The organism is Kitasatospora sp. NA04385 (assembly GCF_013364235.1).
Lineage (GTDB): Bacteria > Actinomycetota > Actinomycetes > Streptomycetales > Streptomycetaceae > Kitasatospora.
The window spans coordinates 287797-300333 of sequence record NZ_CP054919.1 but is presented as its reverse complement, the minus strand read 5'-3'; the positions used below and the strand labels follow the sequence as shown (position 1 = coordinate 300333).

General features: G+C 77.0%; 9 protein-coding genes. 5 read left to right on the top strand and 4 right to left on the bottom strand.

The annotated features are described in order from the left end of the window. Nucleotides 1–93: 93 nt before the first annotated feature. On the top strand, nucleotides 94–2223 hold the full coding sequence (locus HUT16_RS01280) for a tetratricopeptide repeat protein (protein WP_176184605.1): 2130 nt from the start codon (nucleotides 94–96) through the stop codon (nucleotides 2221–2223). On the opposite strand, the gene HUT16_RS01275 is transcribed toward HUT16_RS01280, so the two are convergent. The 3 genes from HUT16_RS01275 to HUT16_RS01265 all read right to left on the bottom strand — a co-directional run bounded on the left by HUT16_RS01275 (nucleotide 2207) and on the right by HUT16_RS01265 (nucleotide 6095). Further along, on the bottom strand, nucleotides 2207–3487 hold the full coding sequence (locus HUT16_RS01275) for a hypothetical protein (RefSeq protein WP_254897579.1): 1281 nt from the start codon (nucleotides 3485–3487) through the stop codon (nucleotides 2207–2209). The two genes, HUT16_RS01280 and HUT16_RS01275, sit on opposite strands and share 17 nt — an antisense overlap. A gap of 635 nt (nucleotides 3488–4122) precedes the next feature. Further along, nucleotides 4123–4767, bottom strand: coding sequence for a response regulator transcription factor (locus HUT16_RS01270; protein ID WP_254898211.1), 645 nt, complete (start codon nucleotides 4765–4767; stop codon nucleotides 4123–4125). A 59-nt stretch (nucleotides 4768–4826) separates the two neighbouring features. Then, on the bottom strand, nucleotides 4827–6095 hold the full coding sequence (locus HUT16_RS01265) for a sensor histidine kinase (protein WP_176184601.1): 1269 nt from the start codon (nucleotides 6093–6095) through the stop codon (nucleotides 4827–4829). A 150-nt stretch (nucleotides 6096–6245) separates the two neighbouring features. Between HUT16_RS01265 and HUT16_RS01260 the strand changes: the two genes are divergently transcribed. The 4 genes from HUT16_RS01260 to HUT16_RS01245 all read left to right on the top strand — a co-directional run bounded on the left by HUT16_RS01260 (nucleotide 6246) and on the right by HUT16_RS01245 (nucleotide 9868). Then, nucleotides 6246–6608 (top strand): DUF4190 domain-containing protein, encoded by a 363-nt coding sequence (locus tag HUT16_RS01260; protein WP_254897578.1) that lies wholly within the window; start codon nucleotides 6246–6248, stop codon nucleotides 6606–6608. Nucleotides 6609–6806: 198 nt separating this feature from the next. Continuing rightward, nucleotides 6807–7226 (top strand): large conductance mechanosensitive channel protein MscL, encoded by a 420-nt coding sequence (gene mscL, locus HUT16_RS01255; protein ID WP_176184599.1) that lies wholly within the window; start codon nucleotides 6807–6809, stop codon nucleotides 7224–7226. Continuing rightward, nucleotides 7223–8467 (top strand): aromatic acid exporter family protein, encoded by a 1245-nt coding sequence (locus tag HUT16_RS01250; RefSeq protein WP_176184597.1) that lies wholly within the window; start codon nucleotides 7223–7225, stop codon nucleotides 8465–8467. The genes mscL and HUT16_RS01250 overlap by 4 nt, the downstream gene beginning before the upstream one ends. Nucleotides 8468–8578: 111 nt before the next feature. Further along, a complete protein-coding gene (locus HUT16_RS01245) occupies nucleotides 8579–9868 on the top strand; it encodes a TIM44-like domain-containing protein (RefSeq protein WP_254897577.1) in 1290 nt (429 codons plus the stop codon). Nucleotides 9869–9922: 54 nt separating this feature from the next. Here HUT16_RS01245 and HUT16_RS01240 read toward each other — a convergent pair whose 3' ends face one another. Then, a complete protein-coding gene (locus tag HUT16_RS01240; protein ID WP_176184593.1) occupies nucleotides 9923–12469 on the bottom strand; it encodes a glycoside hydrolase family 9 protein in 2547 nt (848 codons plus the stop codon). Nucleotides 12470–12537 lie beyond the last annotated feature (68 nt).

The following is a 12537-nucleotide window of genomic DNA, read 5'->3' as shown; positions in this document are numbered from 1 at the left end:
CGGAGCGTGGCGTGCAGGCTACGGTTGGGCTCGTCAGGTGGCGCACGCAGGCGGCAGCGATGTCGGCCGAGCACGGTTGTGGGGGTACGGGGCATGATCGATCCGCTGTCGGTCACGGCGGTCACGGGGGTGCTGGGCGCGGTCGGCTCGGCGGTGGCGGGGGAGGCCGGGAAGTGGGCGTGGGAGTCGGTCGGGAACCTCGCGCAGCGGGTGACCGGGCGCCAGGTCGCCGCCCCGGCCGGGGCGGAGGAGCGGGAGGCCGTCGCCCGGCTGCTGGTCGAGGGGGCGCGCAACGACCCGGCGCAGGCCCGGGCGCTGGCCGCCTGGATGAGCGGCCTGGCCGGCGGCGCCCCGGGCCCGGCGGACGCGGTGCCGCGGCTGCTGCCCGCCTCCACCCGGTACTTCACCGACCGCAAGGGGCCGCTCGCCGAACTCGACAAGGAGGCCGGGCGCAAGGCGGACGGCAGCCCGCGCCAGGTGCTGCTGCACGGCCCGGACGGCATCGGCACCAGCGCGGTGGCCATCCACTGGGGCGCCCGCGAGGCGCACCGCTTTCCCGACGGCCAGCTGTACGCCGACCTGCGCGCGGCCGGGCCGGGCGGCGTGCTGGACCCGACGACCGTGCTGCGCCGCTTCCTGCGGCGGCTCGGCGTCCCCGCCGACCACCTGCCCGCCACCGTCGAGGACCGCGCCGAACTGTTCGCCGCGCTGCTCGCCACCCGCCGCCTGCTGGTCGTCCTCGACCACGCCCACTCCGCCGCCCAGCTCCGCCCGCTGCTCACCGCCGCCCCCGGCGTGCTCACCCTGATCACCGCCCGCCGCCCGCTGGCCGGCCTCGACGCGCTGAACGTCGCCGTCGGCCCGCTCGCCGACAAGGACGCCCGCCGCCTGCTCACCGACCTCGCGGGCAAGCACGCCGTCACCGCCGCCAAGGCCGCCCTGCCCGGCGTCCTGGAGCGCTGCGCCGGGTCCCCGTTCGCGCTGCGCGCCGCCGCCCCCGTGCTGGGCGACCTCGCCCCCCGGGCGCTCACCGACCGGCCGGGCGCCGATCCGCTGGAGGCCGCGACCGCCGACCGCTACGCCCGGCTCGCCCCGAACGCGGCGCTGGTGTACCGGCGTTGCGCACTGCGGCCCTGGCCCGCGATCGACGCCCGGGCCGCCGCTGCCGCCACCGGGCTGGCCGAGGCGGAGGCGGCCGAGGCGCTCGACGAACTCGCCGCCGCCGCCCTGCTGGAGACCGCGCTCGACGGCCGGTACCGCTACCGCCCGGCCGTCCGCCGGCACGCCGAGGCCGCGGCGGTGCGCGAGGACGGCCTCGCGGCCTGCGCCACCGCCGTGCACCGCACCGTCGCGCACCACCTGCGGCTGGCCGTCGGCGCCGACCACGCGGCGCTCCCGCAGCGCTGGCACCTCGGGCCGCTGTACGCGGAGATCGGCCCCGACGGGTACCCCGACGAGGCCGCCGCGCTGGCCGTGCTCGGCGCCGAACTGCCCAACCTGGTCGAGGCGGTGGCCGCCGCCGAGGAGTTCGCCGCCCCCGGGACGGTCTGCCAACTGGTCGAGGCGCTGTGGGCGTTGCAGCTGAAGGCCGGGCGGCACGACGAACTGCTGCCCGCGCTGCGGGCCGGTGCCCGGGCCGCGCTCGCCCCGGGCACCGGCGCCCGGACGGCCGCCCGGATGCACGTCCAACTCTCCTTCGCGCTCGCCGAGTTGCAGGAGTACGACGAGGCCGAGCAGCACCTGCTGCTCGCCGCCGACGCCGAGCAGCGGGACGGCCACCTGCGCGGACAGGCCACCGCCGTCGAGACGCTCGGCCTGCTGCGGCTGCGCCAGTGGCGCTACGCCGACGCGCTGGAGTGCTTCGAACGGGCCGTCGGACTGCTCGACGGCATCGGGGACGCGGACAGCGGGCAGGGCGACCTGCCCCGGGCGCGCGCCCTGCTCGGCCGCCACCGGGGGCGGGCGCTGCGCGGGCTGGGCCGGTTCGCGGAGGCCGCGACCTCGATCGAGACGGCGGTGGCGTTCTTCCGGGGCACCGGCGAGGCGTACAACCTCGCCCGGGCGCTGACCGACCTGGTACAGACCCTGATCGACCAGGGCCGCGGGCCGGACGCGCTGCCGCTGCTGGACGAGGCGGCCGTGCTGCTGGAGCGCGGCGGCGCGACCTTCCACCTGGTGCCGATCGGGGTGCTGCGCGACCTGTGCGTCAACCGGCCGGAGTGACCGTCACCCGGTGAACCGCGCCGCCGGAGCGGACCGTCAGCACCCCCGGCACCGGCCCGGCGGCCAGCAGCGCGGAGGCCGCCGCAGCCGGGTCGATCCCGTCGTCGGCGCCCGCCAACTCCAGTGCGGCGCCCGAGCGGTGGCGGACGGTGCAGGTGGCCGGGCCGGTCACCTGCACCGCCAGCGTGCACGAGCGGTACCGGGACAGCGTCTGCTCCGCCCAGAGCAGCGGCGGGCCGAGCCGGGGATCGGCGGCGGCGCCGTGCCGGACGATCACGTCCGCGAGCGCCAGGGCGCCGGGGTCCAGGGTGTCCTCGGGTGCCACCAGGTGGGCCTCGCCCGCCCCCGCGGGCTCGTAGCGGGCCGCCGCGAAACGCCGCACCTCCACCGCCCCGTCCGCCCCGGTCCGGGTCAGCACCCGGACCGGGGCCGTCACCACGACCGGCTGGTGCGCGGGCAGCGGCAGTCCGTCCAGCAGCGCGGGCCCGGCCGGCTCGGGCAGGCCGAGCAGCCGGTAGAACAGCGACCGCAGCAGGCCCGCCGACCCGCCGGGATCGGAGGACGTCAACTCGGCGGGGCCGGACGGCACTTCACGGGCGGCGATCACCCCCTCCAGCTGCGGGCCGAGCGCCGCGTACGGGTCCAGCTTCGGCGCCGCCCGGACGAACGCCGCGACCTGCGACCCGTCGTCGATCACGGACGGCCCGGTCGCCGCCAGCACCACCGGCGTGCCGATCGCCGCCGCGTAGTAGCTCACCGACCCGAAGTCGCCCACCACGGCGTCCGCGGCGATCAGGGCCTGCCGCCAGTGGGCCACCGGATCGACCAGCGCCACCCCCGCCCGGCGGGCCCCGTCCAGCCACAGCCGGACCTGCCCCGGGCCGTGGCCGTGCCACACGTTGGGGTGCAGCACCACCGCGACCCGGTACTCGTCCAGCGGCAGCTCCGGCAGCCGGGAGAGCAGCAGTGGCAGCACGTCGTCCGGACCGCCGTCACCGAACAGCGAGGTCGGGTTCCAGGTCGAGTTCAGGACCAGCAGCCGCTGGCCGGACCGCACCCCGAACGCCCGGCGGAACGCGTCCCGGCGGGGGAGCGCCGCCAGGATCCGGTCGAAGCACGGGTCGCCGCCCAGCACCGCCGTGTGCGCGGCCTCCGGGCACGCCGCGGCGAGCCGGTCGAGCTGATCGGGGTGCGACAGCACCAGCGCATCGGCGACCGGCTCCCCGCCCTCGTCGAGCAGCCACTCCGGCGACAGCCCGAACACCGGAACCGCCCCGGCTCCCGGCTCCCGGCTCCCGGCTCCCGGCTCCCGGCTCCCGGCTCCCGGCTCCCGGCTCCCGGCTCCCGGCTCCCGGCTCCCGGCTCCCGGCTCCCGGCTCCCGGCGTTGCCAGCTTCTTATTGTAGCCGACACCGTGCGAGAGGACCGCCAACTTCCCCTTGAAGCAGTGGAGTTGGCCGCCGAAGCTGGCGGAGACCACCAGCTCGGGGTCGAGGCCGCGGGCCTGTTCCCAGGGCACGACCGGGAGGCCCAGCGCGGCGAGGAGTTCGGGCAGGCCGGAGCGGAAGGGCGAGCTGCCCGGGCAGGTGGCCAGCAGCTGGACGCGCAGGTCGTCGCGGAACAGGCCGACCACGTCCAGCAGCCGGGTCGCCGCCGTCACGTTGTGCACGACGAGCAGGACCCGGCGGCACCTGCTCCTCGTGGTCCAGCGCGCGGCGTCCGTGCCGACCGGCACCCTGATCCAGTCGTCCGACAAGCCCGCCCTCCGTGATGGCCCCGGTGGCCGAGTGTCGGCCCGCCGGGGCAGCTTAGCGATCATCCGGAGCGGTGCGCCACGCCCGCTCCGCCCGGTGCGGCCGTCGCCGGGTGCTCCGCCGGGACGGAGGCCCCCGACGGGACGTCAGCCGGGCAGGCCCGGGACGACCAGGCCCGATTCGTAGGCGATCACCACGGCGTGGGTGCGGTTCTGCGCGCCGAGCTTGGTCAGCACGTTCCCGACGTGGGTCTTGACCGTCTCCGGGCTGACGGTGAGCGCGCGGGCGATGTCCGGGTTGGAGCGCCCGGTGGCCATCAGCCGGAGCACGGCCTCCTCCCGGGGCGTCAGACCGGCCTCCGGCAGGGCCCGCCCGGAGTCCAGCGGGCGGGCGGTGACCATCCGGCGCAGGTCGGCCGGGAACAGGACCTCCTCGCCCGCCGCGACGGTCCGCACCGCCCGGGCGATCCGCGGCACCGGCAGCCGCTTGAGGACGAACCCGGCGGCTCCGGCACTCAGCGCGGCGGTGACGTGGCCGTCGTTCTCGAACGTGGTGATCACCATGACCTTGGGCGGGTCCGGCACTTCCGCGAGGATCCGCCGGGTCGCCTCGATGCCGTCGCAGCGCGGCATCCGCACGTCCATCAGCACCACGTCCGGCCGCAGCAGCCGGGCCCGTTCGACCGCCTCCAGGCCGTCGGCGGCCTCGCCGACCACGCTGATCCCGGGCTGCGCCGCGAGCAGGACGCGCAGGCCGCTGCGGGTCACCGCGTCGTCGTCGGCGATCAGCAGCGCGACCCCGGCGGCCGGGGCGTCCGCCGGCCCGGGGGGCCGGGCCGGCTCCGGGGCGTTCACCCGGACGTCCGGACGGGGAGGCGGGCCGCCAGGACCCAGTGGTCGGCGCCGTCGGGCCCGGCCCGGAACTCGCCGTCCAGCAGGCGCACCCGTTCGGCCAGGCCCGGCAGCCCGTGGCCGGAGCTCGGGAAGCCCGCCGACCGCCCGCCCCGGTCCCGGCCGGTCCGGTTGGCCACGGCCAGCTCCAGCCCGGCGGCCGAGAGCACCGCTGTGACGCGGACCGGGCCGTCCGCGCCGTGCCGCAGCGCGTTGGTCGCCCCCTCCTGGAGGATCCGGTAGGCCGCCCGCGACACCGCCCCCGGCACGCCCGCCAGGTCGTCCGTCAGCTCCGCCTCGACCTCCGTGCCCGCGTGCCGCAGCCGCTCCAGCAGGTCGGGCAGGTCGGCCAGCGTCCGGGCGGGCGCCGTCCCCGCGGCCTCCTCGCGCAGCACGCCCAGTACGTGGTCGAGGTCCTCCAGCGCGGCCCGGGTCGACTCCTCGATGCTGCGCAGCGCGGCCCGGGCGGCCACCGGGTCACCGGTGAGCACCTCGCCGGCCACCGCCGCCTGGATGGTGGCCGCCGTCAGGGTGTGCCCGATCGAGTCGTGCAACTCCGTGGCCAGCCGGTTGCGTTCGGCCAGCCGCCGTTCCCGCGCCACCGCCAGCGCGAGCCGCTCGGCGGGGGAGGGGCCCAGCAGCCGCGGCGCCAGTCGGCGCAGCACGCTCGACACCGCCGCGCACACCAGCACGGCCAGCAGCACGCACCCCAGGGCCGCCGCCCAGCTCGCCCAGCCGTCCCCGGACCGCACCGTCCGGCCGGAGAACGACAGTTCCAGCTCCCCGCCGAGCCAGCGCCCCGGCAGGGCCAGCGCCGCCAGCAGCAGATTGGCCGTCAGCCCGGCGGCCCAGCCCGCGGCGACGTGCAGCAGCAGCCACAGCCCGGTCCGCCGCCGGTCCGCGACGAACGCCCCGGAGGCCCCGGAGGCCCCGGAGGCCTCGGAGGCCCCGACCGGTGCAGCCGGTGCGGGCAGCGGTACGTCCAGCATCCGGCGGGCCGCCGCCACCAGCACCCGCCGAGTGCTCCGGGCCGTCCCGACCAGCGCCACCAGCCCCGCCCACAGAGCCGCCACCAGCGCGGCCCGCGCCCCGTACGGCCCGGACTCCCACAGCAGCGCGGGCAGCACCGCGAACGGCAGCAGCAGCAGGCTGGCCGCCGCGCCGAGGAACGCGAACAGCGCGCCCGTGTACGTGGAGCCGCGCAGGAACGGCCCGATAGCCCAGGTCATGGACGACAAGTATGGCCGCCGGCCCGCCGCGCCCCCTCCCCCGATCGGGGGAGCCCCGGTTCCCTCCGGACCGGGAGGCGCGCACCGGGCCCCGCGTTCCAGGATCGGTGCGGCCCGGAAGGACCGGGCCGCACCCGGAAGGAGCCCCGGATGGACACCCGAGGAACCACCACGGCAGAACGCAACACCCCGGCGACGGCGACGGCGACCGCGGTCCTGGGCGCGCTGGGCCTGTTCACCTCCCCCGCCGTCGTCGGCGGCCTGCTCGGCGCCGCCGGCCTGGTCACCGGAGCCGTCGCCCTGCACGCCTCCCGCCGCAGCGCCTCCGGCCGCACCGCCCCCGGCCGCCGCCGCGCCCTCGTCGGCCTGGCCCTCTCCCTCGCCGCCGTCGCGGTGTCCGTCCTGGCCGCCGTCCTGCTCGCCTGGTACGCCGACCACACCCAGGAGTGCTACCGCCCCGACGGCCTCCACCAGTACGTCGACTGCGTCCGGCGGAACCTCTCCACGCAGTGAGCGGCCGACCCCGACCGGTCCGCCGTACACCGTCCCGCCGACCCCGGCCGGTGAAGGGGCGGGCGCAGCGTCCGGGCATGGGGGCGGGCGGACCGGGCAGAAGGCCGCCGGGTGCGCGGGAGGCCGACCGCAGGCGGTCGCCGCGCCCCGGACCGGCTCGCGCGGGCGGGCGGAGGCGAACGGGAAGGATGAGCGTCAGTGAAGGGTTTCCGTGGCTTCGTCCTACGGGGCAACGTCGTCGACCTGGCCGTGGGCGTGGTGATCGGAGCGGCGTTCTCCGGCGTGGTCACCGCCCTGGTCCGCGCCTTCCTCACCCCGCTGGTCGGCCTCGCCACCGGCGCGGTGGGCGACTTCAGCCGCCGGACCGTCAGCATCCACCACGTGGAGTTCCCGTACGGCGGCTTCATCGACGCCGTGATCACCCTCCTGCTCACCGCGCTGGTGCTCTACTTCGTGGTCGTGCTGCCGTTCAACAAGCTGCACGAGCGCTTCGCCCCGCACCAGGACGTCCAGGCGCCCAAGCGGGACTGCCCCGAGTGCCTGTCCGCGATCCCCGCCCGGGCGATCCGGTGCGCCTTCTGCACCGCCGAGCTCGCCCCGATGCCCGACCTGCCGTGACCGCCCCCGGCCCGGCGTCGTGGCGCCGCCGGGCGGCCGACGGCCGGCGGGCCGCCCGGGACGCGCTGCGCCACCCCGTGCGCGCGGCCCGCCCGCACCGCGAGTCGGTCGCGCAGACCGTCCGGGTGGCGGTGGCCTGCGCACTGGCCTGGGAGGCCGCGGTGCTGCTGCTGGGCGAGGACGAACAGCCCGTCCTCGCCCCGCTGGCGGCGCTGCTGACCGTCCAGCTCACGGTGTTCCGCACGCTGGCCCAGGGCCTGCGGCAGATCGGCGGCGTCATGCTCGGGGCCCTGGCCGCCCTCGGCCTGCTGCGCCTGGCCGGGGCGGGCTTCGCCAGCATCGGCCTCGCCGTCGCCGTCTGCCTGGCCCTGGGGAAGCTGCTGCGCCTGGGTGAGCAGGCCACCGAGGTGCCGGTCACCGTCCTGCTCGTCCTCAGCACCGGCGCGCCGTACGCTCCCGTCCGGATCGGGGACACCCTGGTCGGCGTCGCCTCCGGGGTGCTGGTCAACCTGGTCGCCGCGCCCCCCACGTACGTCGGCCACGCCGCGCACCGGACCGCCCGGGTCGCGCACCGCCTCGCCGACATCGCCCACGACACCGCCCGCGGCCTGCACGAGGGTTGGGACGAACGGGCCTCCGACGGCTGGCTGCGCCGGGTGGAGGCGGCCGCCCGCGAACTCGACCAGGCGCGCCGGGTGGCCGTCCAGGCCGAGGAGGGCATCCGGCTCAACCCCCGGCGGCTGCGGCAGGGCGCCGATCCGGCGGTCGCGCTCGGCCCGCTGGGCGAGGGGCTCACCTGCCTCGGCCACGTCTGCGACCAGCTCGGATCGGTGCTCCGCGGCCTCGACGACCTGGCCCGCGGCGAGCGCCGGTTCCCGGACGGGGAGCAGGCCCGCGCCGAGGCCCGCGCCCGGGTGCGGCCGCTCGGCGACGTCCTGGAGGCGGTCGGCGACGCGCTCGACGTGCTCGCCCGCATCCAGCGCGACCACGTCCGCGAGCCGGGGCACACCGAGGACCTGACGGCGGCCCTGGAACGCGGCCGCGACCACCACGCCGCGGCCGCCGAGACGCTCCGCCGCACCGACCGGGGCCCGGCCGTCTGGTCCCTGCACGGTTCGATCGTGGACGAGACCCAGCAGATCCTGCACGAGCTCGACCCCCGCCACGGCCCCCACCCGGCCGCCCTGCACCCCCGGCCGCTCCGGCTCCCGGCCCCGCGCCGGACCCCGTCCGAGGGCTGACCCCGCGGCCGGGGCGGCCCGGCTTGTAGGCTCGCAGGGAACAGTTCTGTTTCCTGAAGGGGGAGCCCGGTGCGCGCCCGTCGCTGGATAACCGTGGTCGCTGGAGCCGTCGTGCTGAGCAGTCCGACCGTCGCGCAGGCCCGTGGCGGGGGCGGTAGCCACGGGTTCGGCGGCAGCAGCGGTGGTGGTGGGGGCAGCCACGGCGGCGGCGGCTTCCACGGGTCGACCGGGGTCGGCTTCGGCTACGGCGTCGGGGCCGGCGGCAGCGGGTTCCTCGCGCTGCTGGTGATCGTGGCCGTCATCGTCCTGGTCCTGTGGCTCAGGCAGCGGCGCCGGAAGGCGAAGCAGTCCGCCGACCTGAACACGGTCTCGGACCGCACGGCGCACCGCGCCGACGAGCAGGCCCGCGAGCGCGCCGTCCGGATCGGGGCCCGGGTCGACGCCCTCGCCGAAACCGACCCGAGCTTCGAGCGCACCGCGCTGGAGCAGCGGGCGGTCTGGCTGTACACCACCGCCCAGCAGGCCTGGACCCGCAACGACCACGCCACGCTGCAGCGGATCATGTCCCCCGTGCTCTACGGCAAGTGGGCCGACGGGCTGCGCGACTACGAGTCGCGCGGCGAGGTCAACGTGGTGGAGATCCTCTCCGGCCCGACGGTCGAGCTGGTCGACCTCGCGAACCGCGCGGGCGAGACCAACGACACCGTCACCTTCCGGATCACCGCGACGCTCAACGACTACGTGCGCCGCAGCCACGGCGCGGACGCCACGCGCAAGGACGGCTCGACCCGCCCGGTCGAGTACTGGACGCTGCGCAAGGACCGGGCCGGCGAGTGGATCGTGTCCTCGGTGGAGCAGGCGGCCGAGGGCGCGCACCACCTGACCAACGCCATCGAGACCGACGGCTGGGACCAGAAGGAGGTCGCCCGCGAGGCGGTGCTGGAGGTGGCCGGGAGGACCGCGGTCAAGGGCGCGCACGACATCCTGTCGCTCACCAACATCTCCTGGAGCACCGACGCCGACGCGGCCGTCGGCGACCTGAGCGTGCTCGACGGCCGGTTCGACCGGGCGGTCCTGGAGGTCGCCGTCGAGCGGTTCCTCGAGGAGTGGGTCATGAACGACGGCAGCCTGGACTTCACGTCCGTGCGCACGGTCGACCGGACGGTCATGCGCGACGCCCTCGTCAGGTCGGTCACGGTGCGCTCGCTGGTCTCGCGCGAGCCGATCGTCTTCCGGGTCGCGGTCGACGCGGAGGGCGTCTACTACGAGGTCGACCGGCGCACCGAGCAGGTGCTCCGCGGCGACGCCCGCGAGCGCAGGCCGATCACCTTCGCGTTCGACCTGCGGCTGGACGACACCTCGACCGGGACCTGGACCGTGGTCGCCGCCGACGTGGAGTAGGCCGCGCCCCGGGCCCGGCCCCGGCGTGACTCACCGCCGGGGCCGGGCCGGTGCTCAGGCGCAGTCGGCGCCGTTCACGGTGAACCGGGGCGGTGCCGCGTTGCCGCCGGAGTACGTCGCCTGGAAGCCGAAGCCCGCGCTCGCGCCGGGCGCCAGGGTGCCGTTCCACCCGGCGTCCCGCGCGGTCACGGCGGCGCCGCTCTGGGAGACCGTCGCGTTCCACGCGTTGGTGATCCGCTGGTCGCCGGTGAAGTTCCAGCCGAGCGTCCAGCCGGAGACGGTCGAGGCGCCGGTGTTCTTCACCGTCACCGTCGCGGTGAACCCGTTGCCCCAGGAGCTGTCCACCTTGTACGCCACCGCGCAGGACGCCGCGGGCCCCGCGGTGTCGTCGTCCGCCTCGGTCGCCGTGAAGGTCGCCGACCGGACGCCGGGGCCGCCGACCGTGAAGAGCGCGCTGCCCGCCGCCGGGTCCGCGTCCTGCGCCGCGGAGACCCGGACCTGCTGCGCGGTGGACCAGTCGGCGGGGGTGAAGACCAGCGGGGCGGCCGCCGCCGACAGGTCGGGGTCGCCCGAGGTGCGGGTGACCGTCACCGTCACGTTCTGGGCGGGCGCGGCCGAGAGCCGCACCGCGACCGCCGCCGTGCCGCCCTCGGGGACGGTCACCGCCGCCGGGGCCACCTGCACGGCGGGCGTCGCCGGGGCCGCGGGCCGCTCGGCGGCGAAGGAGGCCAGCCAGGCCAGCGAGGCGTTCCAGTTGACCGCCACCTCGTTGGTCGAGTACGAGCCGATGTCGTCGACGTAGCAGGCCGCCGGCGCGCAGCCCGCCAGCCGGGCCTGGGCGACCGGGTCCTGGAGGCCGGAGTTCGGGCCGCCCGCGAAGGAGCCGGCCGGCGGGTGCGGGAGCGCGGCGTCGTTCTGGTGCGCCCAGAAGCGGTGGTGCTCGTTCTCCGCGGCGCGCTCGCCGTAGCCGCTCACGTAGGAGCGGTCCAGGGCGTTGCGGCCCAGCAGGTAGTCCATCGCCTCCAGTGCGCCGGTGCGGTAGCGGGCGGCGCCGGTCAGCTCGTGGGCGACGGCCAGCACCATCGCGTTGTTGGCGATCGAGCTGTTGGAGCCCCACACGTAGCCGTCGGGGGCGAGCGGCACCGCGTAGCCCTGGCCGCCCATGGTGGACAGGTAGCCGTCGGCCGCCGTGGTCAGCAGGCCGCGCAGCCGGGCCAGGTCGTCGGCGGGCAGTGCCACCCCGGGCACGGTGGCCAGGGTGATCCGGCCGAGCGTCGCGGTGCCGCCCCACCAGAAGGCGTCCACCGGCGCGGTGTGCAGCGGCGAGGAGGCGACCGCGTCCCGGTACTGCGACTCGCCGGTGGTGGCGAGGAGTTCGGCCGCCGCCCAGTAGAACTCGTCGGAGACGTCGGCGTCCTCGTAGGCGCCGCCGCCGGTGCTGTCGGTGGCCGGGGCGAGCACGCCCGGGTTGGTCCGGGCGGCCGTCCAGGCGCGGCGGGCCGCGTCCAGGCAGCGGGCGGCGAAGGCGGCGTCGTACGGGGCGTAGACCCGGGCGCACTGGGCGGCGGTGGCGGCCAGGTTGAGCGTGGCGGCGGTCGACGGCTTGTGCAACTCGCGCTGCTGGTCGTCGAGTTCGGGACGGGTCGGCAGGCCGGTCCACTGCGCGTCGTGGATCTTGTGGAAGGCCATCCCGGCCATCGGCCTGCCGTCCGGGACCTGCATCCGCAGCAGGAACTCCAGCTCCCAGCGGGCCTCGTCCAGCACGTCCGGCACCCCGTTGCCGCGCTCGGGCACCCGCAGCGTGGAGTCGCCGAGGGCCGCGTCGCCGCCCGAACGGCGGGCCCGCTCGAAGGAGTTGACCAGCTCCCAGGTCGCGATGCCGCCGTTGACCACGTACTTGCCCTGGTCCCCGGCGTCGTACCAGCCGCCGCGGACGTCCAGCCGGTAGTCGCACACCCCGGCCTGGCACGGCACGCTGGTGTCGCCCTTGTTCGGCGCCACCCCCAGGTGCCCGGCGGGTCGGGCGTACGCGCTGCCGCCCGCGAGGGCCGCGTCGATCGCGATGCCGCTGCGCTGCTGGTAGAAGAAGTTCAGGCTGTCGGAGCGCAGCCCGTCGTACAGCGACGCCGAGATGTCGAACGGGTGGCCGGCCAGGCCGCCGACGGTCAGGGTGAAGCCGGTGCCGGTGCCGGTGTACGCGCCGAAGTCCACCAGGTGGGTGGACTGGCCGGACGCCTGGTCGGCGCCGTGCACGGTGGTGGTGCCGGTCGCGACCTGCGCGCCGGAGGAGTCGCGCAGCTGCCAGGTGAGCGGGGCGGTCGCCGAGCTGACCACGGTGGCCCGCTTGGGGCCGTCCGGGAGGTAGCCGAGCTGGTTGACCCGGACGGGGAAGTCGGCGGGCGTGCCGACGGTCGTCGCGCCGGTACCGGCCGCGCTGACAGTGCCGGCCGCGCTGACGGTGGCGGCCACGCTGACGGTGGCGGCGCCGGCGGCGGCCGGGGCGATCGCGGTGGCGGTGACGCCGGCGGCGATCAGCGCCAGCCCGGTCAGTGCGGCGGCCGCGCGCCGGGGCAGCCCGCGGCCTGGGGTGATCGGAGGCACGGGTGGGAGCCTTCCTGTGGGGGGGAGGGGTGCAGGGAGTGGGGCCCGCTGGGGGTGGGAGCGCTCCC

What these genes read in the sequence shown, in the direction of transcription:
- HUT16_RS01280 (WP_176184605.1), top strand. Translation starts at nt 94, where the DNA reads ATGATCGATCCGCTGTCGGTCACGGCGGTCACGGGGGTGCTGGGCGCG.
- HUT16_RS01265 (WP_176184601.1), bottom strand. Translation starts at nt 6,095, where the DNA reads ATGACCTGGGCTATCGGGCCGTTCCTGCGCGGCTCCACGTACACGGGC.
- HUT16_RS01260 (WP_254897578.1), top strand. Translation starts at nt 6,246, where the DNA reads ATGGACACCCGAGGAACCACCACGGCAGAACGCAACACCCCGGCGACG.